This is a genomic window from Paracoccus endophyticus (assembly GCF_003286075.1).
Classification (GTDB): domain Bacteria; phylum Pseudomonadota; class Alphaproteobacteria; order Rhodobacterales; family Rhodobacteraceae; genus Paracoccus; species Paracoccus endophyticus.
This window is the reverse complement of the sequence record NZ_QLUV01000001.1, coordinates 755,237-771,149: the sequence shown is the minus strand read 5'-3', so window position 1 is coordinate 771,149 and position 15,913 is coordinate 755,237. Positions and strand designations below refer to the sequence as shown.

The window sequence follows — 15,913 nt, the reverse complement described above, 5'->3', positions numbered from 1 at the left end:
GAGCAACCGTTCCCGGCCTCCCCGTCCCGTCTGGCGTCCCCGCCGTTCGGTGAAGCGGTATCTAGGGGGAGAGAGAAAAAGGAGCAAGAGGGAAATTTGAAAAAGTTCGTCCTACTGTCGTATTTCTGTTCAAATCACTGGTTTTGCCTGTCTTTTCTTCAGCGCCCCCAGCCATCTGGACACCCCCGGCAACCGCAGACCCAGCAGAAGGACGGCCCCTGCCCCCACCGCAAGACCCTTGGGCGGCCACAGCTTGTAGGCCCACAACCAGTGCAGAATCCCCAGCAGAACAGCCGCATAGACCAGCCGGTGCACGGCTTTCCAGCGTTTCGGCCCGAGTCGCCGGATCATCGAATCGGAGGAGGTTACGGCCAGAATCGCCAGAATCACGAAACCCGCCATGCCGAAGGTCAGGTAGGGCCGCTTGAGGATGTCGCGCGCCGCCTGCTGCCACAAAAGCCCCATGTCCAGAACCGCCCAGGCCAGGACGTGCAGCACCCCATAGCTGAAGGCCAGCAGCCCCAGCGGCCGCCGCAGCCGGATCAGGTTGATGCGCCCCAGCCGCAAAAGCGGCGTCACGCACAGCGTCACCAGCACAAGGTACAGCGTCGTGCGCCCCAGCCGGTGCTCGATGTCCCGGACAGGGTCCACGCCCACGGCGCCAACCAGCACATCCCAGACCAGCAGGGCCAGCGGGATCGACCCCAGCAGCCACACCGACCAGATCGGCAGACGACGCAGGCGGTCCGCCAGCGCCCCCGGGATGCGGTCCATCAATAGTCCCGCGCCAGATCCATCCCCGCATACAGCGAGGCCACCTGGTCGGCATAGCCGTTGAACATCAGCGTCTCCTGCCGGCCGCCGAACAGCCCTGCGCCGATGCGCCGCTCGGTCGCCTGGCTCCAGCGGGGATGGTCAACGGTCGGGTTCACGTTGGCATAGAAGCCGTATTCGGATGGCTGCATCTGCTGCCATGTGGACACGGGCTGGCGGTCCGTCAGGGTGATGCGGACAATGCTCTTGATCGACTTGAAGCCGTATTTCCACGGCACGACCAGCCGGATCGGCGCGCCGTTCTGGTTGGGCAGCGGCTTGCCGTAAAGCCCTGTCGCCAGCAGCGTCAGCGGATGCATCGCCTCGTCCAGCCGCAGCCCTTCGCGATAGGGCCAGTCCAGCGTGGCGCGGCGCTGTCCCTTCATCTCCTCGGGGCGCAACAGGGTTTCGAACGCGACGAACTTCGCGCCCGGCTGGACGCCCGCCCGCGACAGCACGTCTGCCAGCGGCACGCCCATCCACGGGATCACCATGCTCCACGCCTCGACGCAGCGCAGGCGATAGAGGCGTTCCTGCACGGCGCTGTCCGGGGCAAGGTCGGCGACCGACCAGCTGCCCGGACGATCCACCAGCCCGTCGATCTGCACGGCCCAGGGGGTCGTGGTCAGCGCGCCCGCATTCTTGGCGGGGTCAGTCTTGCCCGTCCCGAATTCGTAGAAGTTGTTATAGTTGGTGATGTCCTCGAAGCTGTTGGGCTTGTCCGCAGCGGCCAGTGCGGGGGCTGCGGCCACAGCTCCCGCGCCCGCCAGAAAGGCGCGACGGTTCAGGAACACGGCTTCGGGGGTGACGTCCGACCAGTTCAGTTTCATGGCGATCCCCTTGTCTGGCCGCAGACTAGTCCCGCCAATGCCATCCGGGCGAATCACGTTCCCGCCACGCGGACGCCCCGGCCCGAACGGGCCGGGGCCGTGCGCTTACTGCAAGGGCACGTCGGCGGGGCGCTCGGCCGCGCCATGCGCCCCGGTGCTGACGCGGTTGCCCACGACCAGCCCGTCCGGGCCGGCCGTCACCCGGACGGTCTGGCCGTCCAGAACCTCGCCCGCCAGCAGCATCTCGGCCAGCGGGTTCTGCAGCGACCGCTGCAACACCCGCTTCAGCGGACGCGCGCCGAACACCGGGTCATACCCTTCGTCGGCCAGCCATTTCCGCGCCGCGTCGTCCAGCGCCAGCGTGATCTTGCGATCCGCAAGACGCTTTTCCAGGCCGCGCATCTGGATGGCGACGATCCCGTCCATGTCCGCCCGGCTCAGCCGGTGGAAGATGATGATCTCGTCCAGCCGGTTCAGGAACTCGGGCCGGAAATGGCCGCGCACCGCCGCCATCACCTGCTCGCGTGCGGCCGAGCTGTCTGCCCCCTCGGGCAGCTGGCTCAGCGCCTGCGCGCCGAGGTTCGAGGTCAGGATGATCAGCGTGTTCTTGAAATCGACCGTCCGCCCCTGCCCGTCCGTCAGCTGGCCGTCATCGAGCACCTGCAGCAGCACGTTGAAGACGTCGGGATGCGCCTTTTCCACCTCGTCGAACAGGATCACCTGATAGGGCCTGCGCCGCACGGCCTCGGTCAGCACGCCGCCCTCGTCATAGCCGACATAGCCCGGCGGCGCGCCGATCAGCCGGCTGACCGAGTGCTTTTCCATGAACTCGGACATGTCCACGCGGACCATCGCGCTGTCGTCGTCGAACATGTACTCGGCGATGGCCTTGGTCAGCTCGGTCTTGCCGACGCCGGTCGGGCCCAGGAACAGAAAGCTGCCCAGGGGCCGCCTGGGGTCGTTCAGGCCGGCCCGCGCCCGGCGCACGGCGTTCGCGACGGCCTTCACCGCCTCGGACTGACCGATCACCCGCCGGCCAAGCTGGTCCTCCATCTTCAGCAGCTTGTCGCGCTCGCCCTCCAGCATCTTGCTGGTGGGGATGCCGGTCCAGCGCTCGACCACTTCGGCGATCTGCTCGGGGCGCACGGCCTCCTCGACCAGGACGCCGTCGCCCTGGTCCTCGGTCTCGGCCAGCTGACGCTCCAGTCCCGGGATGATCCCGTAGGACAGCTCGCCGGCCTTGGCCAGGTTGCCCTCGCGCTTGGCCTGCTCCAGCTCGGCCCGCGCGCGGTCCAGCTGCTCCTTGATGTGGCGCGACCCTTCCAGCTTGTCGCGCTCGGCCTGCCACCGGGCCGTCATCTCGGCGCTGCGGTCCTGCAGGTCGGCCAGGTCGCGCTCCAGCCGCTCCAGCCGGTCGCGGCTGGCGGCGTCGTCCTCGCGTCGCAGGGCCTCGGCCTCGATCTGCAGCTGCAGGATCTGGCGGTCCAGCTGGTCCAGCTCCTCGGGCTTGCTGTCCACCTCCATCCGCAGGCGGCTGGCCGCCTCGTCCACCAGGTCGATCGCCTTGTCCGGCAGGAACCGGTCGCTGATATAGCGGTGGCTCAGGGTGGCGGCGGCAACCAGGGCCGCGTCGCTGATGCGGACGCCGTGGTGCAGCTCGTACTTCTCCTTGATCCCGCGCAGGATGCTGATCGTGTCCTCGACCGTCGGCTCCTGCACCAGCACGGGCTGAAAGCGCCGCGCCAGCGCCGCGTCCTTCTCGATGTACTTGCGATATTCGTCCAGCGTCGTCGCGCCCACGCAATGCAGCTCGCCCCGCGCAAGCGCCGGCTTGATCAGGTTGGCCGCGTCCATCGCGCCCTCGCTCTTGCCCGCGCCGACCAGGACGTGCAGCTCGTCGATGAACAGGATGATCTCGCCCGCCGCCGTCTCGATCTCCTTCAGGATAGCCTTGAGCCGCTCCTCGAACTCGCCGCGGTATTTCGCGCCGGCGATCAGCGCGCCCATGTCCAGCGCCATCAGCTTCTTGTTGCGCAAGGATTCGGGCACGTCGCCGTCGATGATGCGCAGCGCCAGCCCCTCGGCGATGGCGGTCTTGCCGACGCCGGGCTCGCCGATCAGCACGGGGTTGTTCTTGGTGCGCCGCGACAGCACCTGCATGGTGCGCCGGATCTCCTCGTCGCGGCCGATGATTGGGTCGATCTTGCCTTCCTCGGCGGCCGCGGTCAGGTCGCGGGCGTATTTGCTCAGCGCCTCGAACGTATCCTCGGCGGATGCGCTGTCGGCGGTGCGGCCCTTGCGGATGTCGTTGACGGCGGCGTTCAGCGACTGCGCGCTGACCTTTCCGGCCTCCAGCGCGTCCTTGGCGCGGGTGTTCACCATGGCCAGCGCCATCAGCATCCGTTCCACCGGAACAAAGCTGTCGCCGGCCTTTTTCGCGATCGTCTGCGCCTCGTCCAGCACCCGCACCAGCGAGGTGTCGACATAGACCTGCCCGTCGCCGCCCGACACCCTGGGCAGCTTGGCCACGGCCTGGTCAACCGCCGTCCGCACGGCGCGGGGATCGCCCCCGGACCGGGTGATCAGGTTGGCGGCCAGCCCCTGATCGTCGTCCATCAACGCTTTCAGCAGATGTTCCGGCACCACGCGCTGGTGCCCCTCGCGCATGGCGATGGTCTGCGCAGACTGAATGAAGCCGCGCGACCGCTCGGTGAACTTTTCCATGTCCATCGGCAATATCTCCCTCTCAGCCCCCGCCCTGGCGCCGCCCGGCATGGCGCGGCCCGCTGCGGGTCTGGCTTTCAGATGGGCAGGGCCAAACGGGGTTTCAAGCGGCTCGCCCGGCTGTCATAAGCAGGATGTTTCAACGGGATGGATGCACATGGACGACCGTCTGATCGTGGCGCTGGACGTGCCGGACGCGCTGTCGGGGCTGACGCTGGCGACGACGCTGGGCGACGCGGTGTCGTTTTACAAGATCGGGCTGGGGATGCTGACCGGCGGCGGGCTTTCGCTGGCCAACGAACTGAAGCACGACCACGGCAAGCGCATCTTCCTGGACATGAAGCTGTTCGACATCGGCGCCACCGTCGAGGCGGCGGTGCGCGGCCTTGCGCGGTTCGACATCGACTTCCTGACCGTCCACGGCGACCCGCATGTGGTGCGCGCGGCCAAGCAGGGGGCGGCGGGGTCGAACCTCAAGATCCTGGCCGTCACCATCCTGACCTCGCTGGACCGGGCCGATCTGGACGCAGCCCTGATCCGCGAGGGCGACCTGCACGACCTGACCGTGGAACGCGCCGCCCGCGCGTTCGAGGCCGGCGCCGACGGCATCATCGCAAGCCCCCGCGAGGCGCAGGCGATCCGCGCCCTGCCCGGCGCGCGCCTGATCGTGACGCCGGGCGTCCGGCCCGCGGGCGCCGCCGCGGGCGACCAGAAGCGGGTAGAGACCCCCGCCGCCGCCATCACGGCCGGCGCCGACCACATCGTCGTCGGCCGCCCCGTCTGGCAGGCCGCCGACCCCCGCGCCGCCGCCCGCGCGATCCTGGACGAACTGCCCGCGCGCTGACCGCCGCGCCATGTTATCATCGGACCGGCAGCCGGCGGAGGACGGGATGAGCGGGATTGAGCCAGCGCACAGCGGCGCCGAGCAGCGCGCCGACAACGATCTGGTTCTGTCGTTCCTGCGGGTGCGGCAGGCCATCGGCCTGCTGGGGTTCTTTCTGCCGGTGGCGCTGCTGGTCTGGTCGCTGACGCTGGGTCCGGGGCTGCTGCCCACCATCTCGGACTATTACTACTCTCCCATGCGCGAGGTGCTGGTCGGCACGCTCTGCGCCATCGCGGTCTTTCTGTGGAGCTATGAGGGCTATGATCCCCGGCCCGGCGAATGGCTCAGCGACCACGTGGCGGCGCGCACCGCAGCACTGGGGGCGCTGGCCATCGCCTGGGCGCCGATCCGCACCGATCCGCTGCTGGACTGCCGGACGACCGAGCCGCCGCCGCTGATCTGCACCGCCAGCCAGGATGCGTTCGGCGAAGGCTTTGCCTATGTGCTGCACTGGGTGGGTGCGACCGTGTTCTTTGGCGCGCTTGCGGTGTTCTGCCTGGTGCTGTTCGTGCGCGGAGCCGCCCAGACGCAGGAAAAGGCGGCCAGCAACCGCATCTATCGCCTGTGCGGCTGGACCATCGTCGGCTGCATGGCAGCCATCGCGCTGCTGAACATCACCGGCGCCCAGGCGGCGCTGGCCGCGCTGGCCCCGGTGTTCTGGCTGGAAACGCTGGCGACCTTTGCCTTTGCGACCTCGTGGATGGTCAAGGGCGATTCGCTACGACCGGTGGTGCGCGCCGTCGCCCGCACCGATCCGCCCCTGCCGCCCGCGCCCCCGCCCCCGGCCGGACGGCACGCCGGCGCAGGGACGGGCGTGGCCGCCGACCCCGCCCCCCACGACTGACCTACCCCCGCGCCAGCATCTCGCGCACGACGTCGCGGAAATGCGGGACCGCGCGAGGGTGGTCCACGAACTCGGCCACCGGCATCAGCCGCAGCTCGGCGCCCTCGTCGCCCAGCCGGGCGGCGGCGGCCTCGGCCTCGGTGATCTCGGCGTGGAAATAGAACCCGACGCGCCCCGGCTTGTGGGGCAGCGGACGCGCGCCCCCCGACAGGCGCGCGGGGTCCAGCCGCAGGCCGGTTTCCTCGGCCAGCTCGCGCAGGGCGCAGGCCACCGGCGTCTCGTCGCCCTCGCGCCCGCCACCGGGCAGGTCCCAGCAGCCGGGCCAGTTGATCGTCGGGATGTCGTCGCGGCGCATCACCAGCACGCGGTCGCCGCAGGTCAGCACCAGCTTGGCCCCGCGCCAGGCCACCGGGTCGGGGTTTGCCGTCATGCGCGACGGCGCCCCTGCGGGACCGGCGCGACCCCGCGGCGGCACACCGCCGCCGTCATTCCGCCGCCAGCGCGGCGGGGGGCTCGCCCGCGCCCATCAGCGCCAGCGCGGCCAGCACGGCACCGAACCGCGCGGCAAAGGCGCCAAAGCCCGCATGCGGCGCAATGCGCGATTCGTCCATGTACAGGGCGCGGTCGATCTCGATTTGGACGACATGGCGGTTCTGCGCGGGACGACCATAGGCGCTGGCCACATAGGCCCCCGCAAAGGGGCTGTTGTGGCGCACGGCAAACCCCGCGGCGGTCAGGGCCTCGGCCACCGCGCCCGTGACAGCGGGCGCGGCCGACAGCCCGTTGCGGTCGCCGATCACGATCTGCGGGCGCGGTCCGGGCAGATGCGCCAGCGCCTCGCGCGGCATCGAATGGACGTCGATCAGCACCGCCCGGCCGAACCGGCCCGCCGCCTCGGCCATCAGCGTGCCCAGCACGGCATGATAGGGTTGCCAATAGGCGTCCAGCCGGCGCGCCGCCTCGGCCCGCGACAGGGGCGCGCGCCGGATCGGGCGGCCCTGCCCCACCACGCGGGGAATCACCCCCAGGCCGGACTGGATGCGCGGGCTGGGCGGGCGGGGCGGCACGCCCGTCACGGCCAGCGGGTCCAGCTCGTCCAGGCCGCGGTTCAGGTCCACGAGGCAGCGCGGCACCCGCGCCGCCAGCACCACGGCGCCCGCCGCGACCGCAGGCGCGATCAGCCGGTCCACGAACGCGTCCTCGGACGATCGCAGCAGATGCGCGTCCAGCCCCGATTCCGCCAGGAACCAGTCGGGATAGTCGCGGCCCGAATGGGGCGAGGCGAAGATCACGCCCCCCGCCCAGCGGTCTGGCCGCGACAGGGTGAACGGCGCAGGCGCGGGGTCCGTCATGGCAGAGCGGGTCCTGAGAATCCGGTGGGTCAGGGTCCGACTATACCCGTTGCACGCGTCTCGCCAACAGCACTTGCGCGGCCTGTGGGGTGCCTATATAGACACGCGCACCACTGCGGTTCGGGACCTTGGTTCCGGGGCGCATGGAACGGGCGGTTAGCTCAGCGGTAGAGCACTACGTTGACATCGTAGTGGCCACTGGTTCGATCCCAGTACCGCCCACCATCTTTCGCCGCCCCCGGGCATTGACCGGGGGCATTTCAGTTTCAAGGCGCGATGCGAGCGCCGCGAAGAGGGAGAAAACCGATGAAGGTTCGCAACTCGCTGCGTTCGCTGAAAGAGCGTCACCGCGACTGTCAGATCGTGCGCCGCAAGGGCCGCGTCTATGTGATCAACAAGACGCAGCGCCGGTTCAAGGCCCGCCAGGGCTGAACGCTGCCACAAGGCTTCGGGACGCCCGCGCCGCAAGGCCGCGGGCGTTTCCGTCTGTGCGGCGCCCCGACGACGCCCGCCCGCATCAGTTCTGCGGCAGCAGCGCATCGGCCAGCAGCCGCACGATCGTTCCCTGGTTCAGATAGCCGCTGACCCGCAGGTTGCGGTCCTGCTGATAGCTGCGGATCGCCTGCCGGGACCGCTCGTCAAGCTGGCCGTCCACCGCGCCGGGGTCCAGCCCCATCTGCTGCAACCGGGTTTCGACCAGCTGCATCGCCACGCCGTCCAGATCCAGCCGCGCCTCGTCGGCCGCGTCCTGCCGGCCGCGCGCGCGCAGCGCCTCGTAGGCCTGCCGGGCGGGGGCGGCGTTCGCGCCCTGCGGGAACCGGTCCAGATAGGCGCGGTATGCCGCCATCGTGTTGGCGGCCCGTGCCCGGTCCCACGCCGCGGTTTCGTTCGCCCCGGTCAGCCGCGCCAGGGCCTGCCGCGCCTCGCCCGCGTGAACGCCGTCGGGATAGCGTTGCAGATAGGCCTGCAGCCCGGCCTGCCCGCCCCCTGCCCCCACACGCGTCCAGTAAGCCTGATCGGCGGCCCGGGTCTTGGCCCGCACGCGCTGGGCCTCGGCCTCAAGCGCGGCGAGGCGGCGGCTTGCCGACGTGTCCAGCAGCTGCAACTGGTCGCGGGTCAGATAGCCCGTGGCGGGCTGGCCATTGTTGCGCTGCCAGGCGGCGAGCGCGCGGCGGGTCTGGTCGCCGAACACCCCGTCGATGCCGCCCGTGTCGAAGGTCAGCAGCGTCAGCTGCCGCTGGATCTGCGCGCGCCGCGCGCGGTCAAGGTTCAGGCCCGCCTCGACCTGCGCCGCAGGGTCGGGCGAGACGCCGGGCCCGGACAGTTCTGCCATCCGTCCACGCGCGGCCCCGGCAAAGATGCTGCGGGGGTATTTCGACAGGAACTCCTGATAGGCTGCAACCGCGTTGGCCCGCTTGGCCCGCGTCCAGGCCGCCATTTCCTCGTCGCCGGGGCGCTCGACCGTGTCGGGGGGCGGCGCGACCACCGGCGTCGCGCCGCCGACCGGGGCGGCCGGCAGGACGACGGGATCGGTGCCGGCCAGTTGCCGCCGGGCCGCGGCCGCATGGCGGCCCCTGGGATACTTCGACAGGAACTCGCGCCAGGCCGCGGCGGTGCCGGCGCGCCTGGCGTTCTGCCAGGCGCGCTCCTCCTCGGGATCAGTGGGGCGGGCCTCGGCCCGTGCGTCACGCTTCACCTGCCGCAGGGATTCGCCCGCCGCCAGAACGGCGCGCAGGGTCGATCCGGGCCGCGCCAGCACCTCGGCCCCGTGCCGCACGCCCTGGGCACGGCCCACGATCACCGTCACGCCCTTAGGCGGCTCCATTGGGCCAAACCCGCGCCGCAATCCCGCGCCCAGCGGGAACAGGGCGCGGTCGGTCCCCAGCATCAGCGTGGATCCCGGGCGCCCCCCGGCCATCGCCGCCATCACCACCGACAGCGGCACGCCCACGCTGTCGGCCTGCATCAGGTTGACGGGCCCCGCCTCGGTTCCCAGAAACCAGGTGTCGGTGGCTGAACTGACGAACCGGCCGATCAGGACGACGACCCGCGGTCCGGGGTCGGGATCGGCACGCAGCAGGTCGGCCAGCGCGGCCCGGACCTGCGCCGAGGGCAGGTTCCGCCCCTCGACCATGCGAAAGCCCGATTGCTTGAACCCGGCGATCGCGGCGCTGGCGTCGGTTTGACCCACGGCGGGCAGTTGCTGATAGTCGCCGTTGGTCAGCACCACCGCGCGCGGCTCGGCCCACGTGGCCGCGGGCGTCAGGGTCGTCCAGGCGGCCAGAGCCGCGGTTCCCAGCATCGTGCCGATCCGGCGTGGCATGGCATGGTCCCCTTGCGGTGGCGTTCCTGGGTCAATGTCCGGGCGGCCGTTCGGTTTCCGACCCCCCGGACATTCGCCGGATCAGTTCCGCGGCACCGCCTGCCCGCGCAGCCGCGCCATCTGGTCGGCGTTCAGATAGCCGGTCGCCGGCAGGCCCGCCGCGCGCTGCCAGGCCGAGATCGCGGCCCGCGTCCCCGACCCGAACCGGCCGTCGATGCCGCGCGTGTCGTGGCCCAGGGCGTTCAGCCGGGTCTGGATCTCGGCCCGCGCTGGCTGGTCCAGATTCAGCGCGGCCTCGTCGGTGGCCTGCGCGCCCGTCGCGCCCGACACCACCGGGACCGCCCCGCCGTCGCGCAGCGCGCGCAACTGGCCCTGGGTCAGATAGCCGGTGCCCGCGTCGCCCCGCGCCCGCTGCCAGGCCCCGATGGCCGCGCGGCTGCCTGCGCCAAAGCGGCCGTCGATGCCGCTTGTGTCATAGCCCAGCGCGCTCAGCCGCCGCTGGACGGCCAGGCGGTCCTCGGTCGTCAGGTTCAGCGCCAGTTCGCCCTGCGCCGCGTCCTGCGCGCCAGTGGCGACGGGCTCGGCGACGGCCGTGCCGCGCAGGGCGGCGACCTGGGCGGCGGTCAGGAACCCGGTCCCGGCCAGGCCCTGCTTGCGCTGCCAAGCGGTGATCGCGGCGCGCGTGCCCGATCCGAAGACGCCATCGACGCCGCGAGTGTCATGGCCCAGCGCCGTCAACCGCCGCTGCAGGTCGGTGCGGTCGGCGCGCGTCAGGCCCAGCGCCGCCTCGGTCGCGCCGGCGTCCGCCGCCCCGGCCGCGGCGGCCGCGGCCGCGGGACCTGCGGCCGCGATCAGCGCATCGGCCTGCGTCCGGTCCAGATAGCCCGTTTCGGCCAGCCCCTGACCGCGCTGCCAGGCCGCAATGGCGCGCCGCGTGCCAGAGCCGAACACCCCGTCGATGCCGCGGGTGTCGTGGCCCAGCGCGCTCAGCCGGCCCTGGATGGCGCGGCGCTGGTCGCGGGTCAGGCCCAGCGCCTGCTCGGCATCGGCACCCGCGGTTGCCCCACCCGCCGGCCCGCCCTGGGCCGCGCCCTGGTCGCGGGCGATCGCCTCGGCCCGGGCGGCATCGGCGGCGGACAGGGCAGCCCCCGCCCCGTCCGCGGCCGCGGGCGCGCCGTCCACGGGCACCCCCAGATCGGCCAGCCGCGCCTGGGCCACCGGCACATAGCGCCCGTTCGGGAAGGTGGATAGATAGTTGCGGTACGCATCGGCCGTGCCGCGGCGGATGGCCAGTTGCCACAGCAACTCGTCCTCGGCGCTGGCCGCCGGGGCGGGGGGCGCCATCGGCCGCGTCGTTCCCGGCAGCGTCGTGGCGCCGGGCAAGGCCGGGGCGACCACGACCGGTGCCTGCAGGGCGGCCGCGCCGCCTGCGGTCAGGATGGCGGCGCAGAGCGCGGCGGAAAAGGACAGTCTGACCATTGTGGTCCCCTTGTTCGGGGGCCGTGGTCAGCCATAGCTGCGACGATCCTCGATCACCTTGCCGTCGTTCGGCAGTGATCCCGGCGCAACCAGTTCGACCCGGCCCTTGAGCTTGAGTGCATCCAGCACCGACGCCTCATATAGCGCGGGGTTTTCCCCTTTGGTTTCAAGTTGCACCACCATCACGTCCATTTCATCCCGCCGGTCGGCAATGACACGGGCGCGTGACACCTCAGGGTGGCGCGCGACAAGCTGGGCGACCTGCTCGGGGCGCACGAACATGCCCTTGATCTTGGCGGTCTGGTCGGCACGGCCCATCCACCCCGTGATGCGCATGTTGGTGCGCCCGCAGGGGCTTTCCCCCGGCATGACCGCCGACAGGTCGCCCGTCGCAAAGCGGATCAGCGGATAATCGGGGTTCAGCGTGGTGACGACCACCTCGCCCACCTCGCCGTCCGGGACCGGATCGCCCGTGCCGGGGCGCACGATCTCGACGATCACGCCCTCGTCCACGATCATCCCCTCCATCGCGGGGGATTCATAGGCGATGTTGCCCAGGTCGGCCGTCGCATAGCATTGCAGCGTGACGATGCCACGGTCGGCATAGGCCGCCCGCAGGCTGGGAAACAGCGCCCCGCCGCCGACCACGGCGCGGGTGATCGCCAGCCGCTCGCCCAGTTCGTCGGCCCGGTCCAGGATGACCTTGAGGTAATCGGGCGTCCCCGCATAGCAGGTGGTGCCCACGTCCACGGCGGCGCGCACCTGCAGGTCGGTCTGGCCGGTCCCGGCCGGCAGCACCGCCGCGCCCACGGCCCGCGCCGCGCTTTCGAACATCATGCCCGCAGGCGTCAGGTGATAGCCGAAGCAGTTCTGCACGATGTCGCTGCTGCCCACCTCGGCCGCCGCCATGAAGCGGCCAAGCCGCCACCAGTCGCCCTCGACCCGCCCCGGTTCATAGATCGGGCCGGGCGACTGGAAGATGTGGTTGAACTCGTGCGGGTGGCGCGAGGTATAGCCGCCGAAGGGCGGCTTTTTCTTCTGCGCCTCGGACAGCTCGGACTTGCGCAGCACCGGCAGGCGGGCCAGGGCGGCGCGGTCCCGGATCTCGTCGGGATCCACGTCGCGCAGCGCGCGCGCCATCGCGGGCGTCTGGCGGGCGTTCGCCACCGCGCGGGCCAGTGCCGGGGCGAAGGCCGCCTCGCGTTCGTCGGCGCTGCGGGTTTCCAGTTCGTCGTAATGGGCCATGGTCTTCCCCTCAGGCCAGCCAGCGCTTGCGGCGGCGATAGGACCGCACGTCGCGAAAGGACTTCCGCCCCTCGTCCGACATGCCCAGATAGAATTCCTTGACGTCCGGGTTCTCGCGCAGCGCCGCGGCCGGGCCGTCCATCACCACCCGGCCGCTTTCCAGGATATAGCCGTGGTGGGCATAGCGCAGGGCGACGTTGGTGTTCTGCTCGGCCAGCAGGAAGGTGACGCCCTCGCCTTCGTTCACCGCCTTGACGATCTCGAAGATCTGCTCGACCAGCTGCGGCGCAAGGCCCATCGAGGGCTCGTCCAGCAGGATCGTCTCGGGGCGCGACATCAGCGCGCGGCCCATCGCCACCATCTGCTGCTCGCCGCCCGAGGTATAGCCGGCCTGCGACCGGCGGCGCTCCTTCAGGCGGGGGAAATAGGCATAGACCATGTCCAGGTCGCGCTTGATTGCGGCCGACCCGTCGGTGCGGGTGTAGGCGCCGGTCAGCAGGTTCTCCTCGACGGTCAGGTGCTCGAAGCAGTGGCGCCCCTCCATCACCTGGATGACGCCCTTGCGGACCAGGGCCGCGGGATTCAGCGCCGCGATGTCCTCGCCCCGATACAGGATCGAGCCCTTGGTGACTTCGCCCCGCTCGGAATGCAGCAGGTTGCTGACGGCCTTCAGCGTCGTGGTCTTGCCGGCGCCGTTGCCGCCCAGCAGCGCGGTGATCCCGCCTTTGGGCACGGTCAGGCTCACCCCCTTCAGCACCAGGATGACGTGGTTGTAGATGACCTCGATGTTGTTCACCTCCAGCAGCGCCGGCGCTGCGGGCTCCGCGGCAGGTGCGGCAGGGGCGGGATGGGCGGCGTCCAGCATGGCAGGCCCTTTCTGGATCGAAGGTGGCGGTCCGCCGTCGGTGCGGCGTATCCCCGGCCGCGACGGGCCGGGGATCAGGGTCAGGCGGTGGCGGTCAGCAGCGCAGGGTGATCCCGGCCTCCTTGGCAAAGGCCTCGCTGTCGGCATCGATCAGCGGCTGCAGCACCTCCTGGTCGGGTTCGGTGAACTCGCTGATCAGGGTCCACTTGCCCGCCGCGGCGTCCCACTGCTGGATGCGGGCCATGCCGCTGCCACCGTGGTTTTCGCAGGTCATCGTGATCTCGGGGCCGAAGTCGGGCAGCCCCAGCTCGGTCAGCCGCTCGGGCGTGATCTCCAGCGCCTCGAACCCGTCGCGGACCTGGGCGGCGTTCACCGTCGGGGTGCCCGACAGCTCCTGCGCCTTGCGGATCGCCTCGGCGATCACCAGCGCCGCGTACATGCCGCGCGAATACAGCACGCTGCCGACATGCTCGCCGCCCTGCGACGCCTTGCCCGGCTCGACCACGAACTTGTTCAGGTCGGCATAGATCGGGTACTCGGTGCCCACGCCGTGGAAGGTCGCGGACTTGTAGCCGTTGGCGGCGGCGCCCGCGGGCTTTACGTCGACTTCGGACCCTGCCCACCAGATGCCGATGAACTGGTCCATCGGATAGCGGACGTTCGCGGCCTCCTGGATGGCAGCCTGGTTCATCACGCCCCAGCCCCACATGATGACGTAGTCGGGCTTTTCACGGCGGATCTGCAGCCACTGGGACTTCTGCTCCTGCCCGGCCGCGGCGTCGACGGGCAGTTCGGTCAGGGTGAAGCCATGCTTCTTGCCAAGCTCCTGCAGGGTGCGGATCGGCTCCTTGCCATAGGCCGAGTTGTGGTAGAGCAGCGCGATCTTCTTGCCGTCCAGCGAGCCGCCGTTCAGGTCCAGCAGGTGCTTGACGATGACCGACGCCCCGTCCCAATAGTTCGCGGGCGCGTTGAACACCCATTCGAACACCTTGCCGTTCTTGGCCGAGGTGCGGCCATAGCCGGGGGTGTAGAGGGGGATCTTGTCCACCGAGACCTTGGGGATCAGCTGATAGGTGATCCCGGTCGACAGCGGGTTGTAGACCAGCGCCCCCGTCCCCTTGGTGGACTCGTAGCACTCGACGCCCTTTTCGGTGTTATAGGCCGTCTCGCATTCCGGCACCTGCACCTTTTGCCCGCCGATGCCGCCGTCGCGTTCGTTCAGCAGCGTGAAATAGTCGTTGAAGCCGTCGGCGTACTGGGTGCCGTTCGCGCCGTAGGGGCCGGTGCGATAGCTGAGGTTCGGCACGACCAGATCGGCCAGGGCCGGGGCGGCGGCCAGGATGGCGGCGGCGACCAGCGAAGCGAAGCGAAGTGTCATCGGTTTCCTCCCAGGGGGGTCAGGGTTGTGCCGGGTTGCGCCCGGTCTGGTTGCAAAACGGGTCAGTGCGGGAACGGCCACAGCCGCAGCTTTTCCTTGGTCAGGCGCCACAGCTGCGCCAGCCCGTGCGGCTCGACGATCAGGAAGACGACGATCAGCGCGCCCACGATCATCAGCTCGATATGCGCGGCAAGGTCCGTGGGCCAGCCCAGCGTGCCGACCAGCACGTTCTTGAGCAGCACCGGCAGCAGCACCAGGAACGCGGCGCCGGCGAAGCTGCCGAAGATCGAGCCGAGGCCACCGATGATGACCATGAACAGGATCAGGAAGGACTTGTTGATGCCGAACGCCTCGCCCACCTCGGCCGCGCCGAGATAGACCGAGAAGAACAGCGCCCCGGCCACGCCCACGAAGAACGACGAGACGGCGAAGGCGGTCAGCTTGGCGGTCAGCGGGTTCACCCCGATGATCTCGGCCGCGATGTCCATGTCGCGGATCGCCATCCACTTGCGCCCCACGGTGCCGCGCGTCAGGTTGCGCGCGATCCACGCCAGCCCCACGGCAAAGACAAGGCACACCAGATACTTGGCGGGCGCGCTGGTCTGCGGGCCCGTGACGAACCAGCCCAGCACCGTGCGTTCGGGCGCGGTGATCTGTCCCGAGGCGGAATAGTTGTAGAACCACGGCACCTTGTTGAACAGCCACACCAGGAAGAACTGCGCCGCCAGCGTCGCCACGGCCAGGTAGAACCCCTTGATGCGCAGGCTGGGCAGCCCGAACAGCATGCCGACGACCGCCGTGATGCCGCCCGCCAGCAGGATGTGGATCAGGATCGAGATGTCGGGAAACGAGGTGGACAGCTTGTAGGTCGCATAGGCGCCCACCGCCATGAACCCGCCCGTGCCCAGCGACACCTGCCCGGCATAGCCGGTCAGGATGTTCAGCCCCAGCGCCGCGATCGAATAGACCAGGAACGGGACCAGCACGGCGTTCGCCCAGTAGTCGTTGATGACGAGCGGGATCACCAGGAACGCCACCGCCAGCGTCGCGTAATAGCCCCACCGGTCCAGGCGCAGCGGGAAGGTCTGGCTGTCCTCGCGGTAGCTGGTCTTGAAGTCGCCTGCCTCACGGTAAAGCATCACGCGGTCCTTTCGTGGCGGTCGCGCCGGGGGTTTTC

Annotated in this window: 14 protein-coding genes and 1 tRNA gene; 4 read left to right on the top strand and 11 right to left on the bottom strand. The window is 70.2% G+C overall.

Annotation, left to right across the window (positions count from 1 at the left end; all coding sequences use genetic code 11):
• Window positions 1-129: 129 nt before the first annotated feature.
• The 3 genes from DPQ23_RS03670 to clpB all read right to left on the bottom strand — a co-directional run bounded on the left by DPQ23_RS03670 (window position 130) and on the right by clpB (window position 4,373).
• Complete coding sequence (locus DPQ23_RS03670) at window positions 130-774, bottom strand: protein-methionine-sulfoxide reductase heme-binding subunit MsrQ (RefSeq protein ID WP_112873268.1); 645 nt, start codon at window positions 772-774, stop codon at window positions 130-132.
• Complete coding sequence (msrP, locus tag DPQ23_RS03665; RefSeq protein ID WP_112873267.1) at window positions 774-1,643, bottom strand: protein-methionine-sulfoxide reductase catalytic subunit MsrP; 870 nt, start codon at window positions 1,641-1,643, stop codon at window positions 774-776. Before msrP ends, DPQ23_RS03670 begins: the two co-directional genes overlap by 1 nt.
• Before the next feature lie 105 nt (window positions 1,644-1,748).
• A complete protein-coding gene (gene clpB / locus DPQ23_RS03660; RefSeq protein WP_112873266.1) occupies window positions 1,749-4,373 on the bottom strand; it encodes an ATP-dependent chaperone ClpB in 2,625 nt (874 codons plus the stop codon).
• A gap of 151 nt (window positions 4,374-4,524) precedes the next feature.
• On the opposite strand from clpB, the gene pyrF reads away from it, so the two are divergent.
• Window positions 4,525-5,211, top strand: a complete 687-nt coding sequence (gene pyrF, locus DPQ23_RS03655; RefSeq protein WP_162630617.1) for an orotidine-5'-phosphate decarboxylase — start codon at window positions 4,525-4,527, stop codon at window positions 5,209-5,211.
• A gap of 46 nt (window positions 5,212-5,257) precedes the next feature.
• Window positions 5,258-6,094, top strand: a complete 837-nt coding sequence (locus DPQ23_RS03650) for a DUF998 domain-containing protein (RefSeq protein WP_112873264.1) — start codon at window positions 5,258-5,260, stop codon at window positions 6,092-6,094.
• 1 nt (window position 6,095) lies between these two features.
• Here DPQ23_RS03650 and DPQ23_RS03645 read toward each other — a convergent pair whose 3' ends face one another.
• Window positions 6,096-6,524, bottom strand: a complete 429-nt coding sequence (locus DPQ23_RS03645; protein WP_112873263.1) for an NUDIX domain-containing protein — start codon at window positions 6,522-6,524, stop codon at window positions 6,096-6,098.
• A 55-nt stretch (window positions 6,525-6,579) separates the two neighbouring features.
• Window positions 6,580-7,446 (bottom strand): N-formylglutamate amidohydrolase, encoded by an 867-nt coding sequence (locus tag DPQ23_RS03640; RefSeq protein WP_112873262.1) that lies wholly within the window; start codon window positions 7,444-7,446, stop codon window positions 6,580-6,582.
• 150 nt (window positions 7,447-7,596) lie between these two features.
• Between DPQ23_RS03640 and DPQ23_RS03635 the strand changes: the two genes are divergently transcribed.
• Window positions 7,597-7,671: transfer RNA gene (locus DPQ23_RS03635), tRNA-Val, on the top strand.
• A gap of 81 nt (window positions 7,672-7,752) precedes the next feature.
• Window positions 7,753-7,878 carry a type B 50S ribosomal protein L36 gene (gene ykgO / locus DPQ23_RS03630; protein ID WP_112873261.1) on the top strand — a complete coding sequence of 42 codons (126 nt, stop codon included), beginning with the start codon at window positions 7,753-7,755 and terminating at the stop codon, window positions 7,876-7,878.
• Window positions 7,879-7,963: 85 nt separating this feature from the next.
• Here ykgO and DPQ23_RS03625 read toward each other — a convergent pair whose 3' ends face one another.
• From DPQ23_RS03625 to DPQ23_RS03600, 6 genes are all read right to left on the bottom strand, one after another.
• Window positions 7,964-9,769: a peptidoglycan-binding domain-containing protein gene (locus DPQ23_RS03625; protein WP_112873260.1), complete on the bottom strand. Its 1,806-nt coding sequence runs from the start codon at window positions 9,767-9,769 to the stop codon at window positions 7,964-7,966.
• Between the two features lie 81 nt (window positions 9,770-9,850).
• On the bottom strand, window positions 9,851-11,248 hold the full coding sequence (locus DPQ23_RS03620) for a peptidoglycan-binding domain-containing protein (RefSeq protein ID WP_112873259.1): 1,398 nt from the start codon (window positions 11,246-11,248) through the stop codon (window positions 9,851-9,853).
• A 27-nt stretch (window positions 11,249-11,275) separates the two neighbouring features.
• On the bottom strand, window positions 11,276-12,493 hold the full coding sequence (locus DPQ23_RS03615) for a phenylacetate--CoA ligase family protein (RefSeq protein WP_112873258.1): 1,218 nt from the start codon (window positions 12,491-12,493) through the stop codon (window positions 11,276-11,278).
• A 10-nt stretch (window positions 12,494-12,503) separates the two neighbouring features.
• Window positions 12,504-13,358 carry an ABC transporter ATP-binding protein gene (locus DPQ23_RS03610; RefSeq protein WP_112873257.1) on the bottom strand — a complete coding sequence of 285 codons (855 nt, stop codon included), beginning with the start codon at window positions 13,356-13,358 and terminating at the stop codon, window positions 12,504-12,506.
• Between the two features lie 94 nt (window positions 13,359-13,452).
• Window positions 13,453-14,736, bottom strand: coding sequence for an ABC transporter substrate-binding protein (locus DPQ23_RS03605; protein WP_112873256.1), 1,284 nt, complete (start codon window positions 14,734-14,736; stop codon window positions 13,453-13,455).
• A 62-nt stretch (window positions 14,737-14,798) separates the two neighbouring features.
• Window positions 14,799-15,875, bottom strand: coding sequence for a branched-chain amino acid ABC transporter permease (locus tag DPQ23_RS03600; RefSeq protein ID WP_112873255.1), 1,077 nt, complete (start codon window positions 15,873-15,875; stop codon window positions 14,799-14,801).
• Between the last annotated feature and the right edge of the window lie 38 nt (window positions 15,876-15,913).

Excerpts from the sequence above, each read along its gene's own strand:
- DPQ23_RS03670 (WP_112873268.1), bottom strand. The coding sequence starts at position 774 with ATGGACCGCATCCCGGGGGCGCTGGCGGACCGCCTGCGTCGTCTGCCG.
- msrP (WP_112873267.1), bottom strand. The coding sequence starts at position 1,643 with ATGAAACTGAACTGGTCGGACGTCACCCCCGAAGCCGTGTTCCTGAAC.
- clpB (WP_112873266.1), bottom strand. The coding sequence starts at position 4,373 with ATGGACATGGAAAAGTTCACCGAGCGGTCGCGCGGCTTCATTCAGTCT.
- pyrF (WP_162630617.1), top strand. The coding sequence starts at position 4,525 with ATGGACGACCGTCTGATCGTGGCGCTGGACGTGCCGGACGCGCTGTCG.
- DPQ23_RS03650 (WP_112873264.1), top strand. The coding sequence starts at position 5,258 with ATGAGCGGGATTGAGCCAGCGCACAGCGGCGCCGAGCAGCGCGCCGAC.
- DPQ23_RS03645 (WP_112873263.1), bottom strand. The coding sequence starts at position 6,524 with ATGACGGCAAACCCCGACCCGGTGGCCTGGCGCGGGGCCAAGCTGGTG.
- DPQ23_RS03640 (WP_112873262.1), bottom strand. The coding sequence starts at position 7,446 with ATGACGGACCCCGCGCCTGCGCCGTTCACCCTGTCGCGGCCAGACCGC.
- ykgO (WP_112873261.1), top strand. The coding sequence starts at position 7,753 with ATGAAGGTTCGCAACTCGCTGCGTTCGCTGAAAGAGCGTCACCGCGAC.
- DPQ23_RS03625 (WP_112873260.1), bottom strand. The coding sequence starts at position 9,769 with ATGCCACGCCGGATCGGCACGATGCTGGGAACCGCGGCTCTGGCCGCC.
- DPQ23_RS03620 (WP_112873259.1), bottom strand. The coding sequence starts at position 11,248 with ATGGTCAGACTGTCCTTTTCCGCCGCGCTCTGCGCCGCCATCCTGACC.
- DPQ23_RS03615 (WP_112873258.1), bottom strand. The coding sequence starts at position 12,493 with ATGGCCCATTACGACGAACTGGAAACCCGCAGCGCCGACGAACGCGAG.
- DPQ23_RS03610 (WP_112873257.1), bottom strand. The coding sequence starts at position 13,358 with ATGCTGGACGCCGCCCATCCCGCCCCTGCCGCACCTGCCGCGGAGCCC.
- DPQ23_RS03605 (WP_112873256.1), bottom strand. The coding sequence starts at position 14,736 with ATGACACTTCGCTTCGCTTCGCTGGTCGCCGCCGCCATCCTGGCCGCC.
- DPQ23_RS03600 (WP_112873255.1), bottom strand. The coding sequence starts at position 15,875 with ATGCTTTACCGTGAGGCAGGCGACTTCAAGACCAGCTACCGCGAGGAC.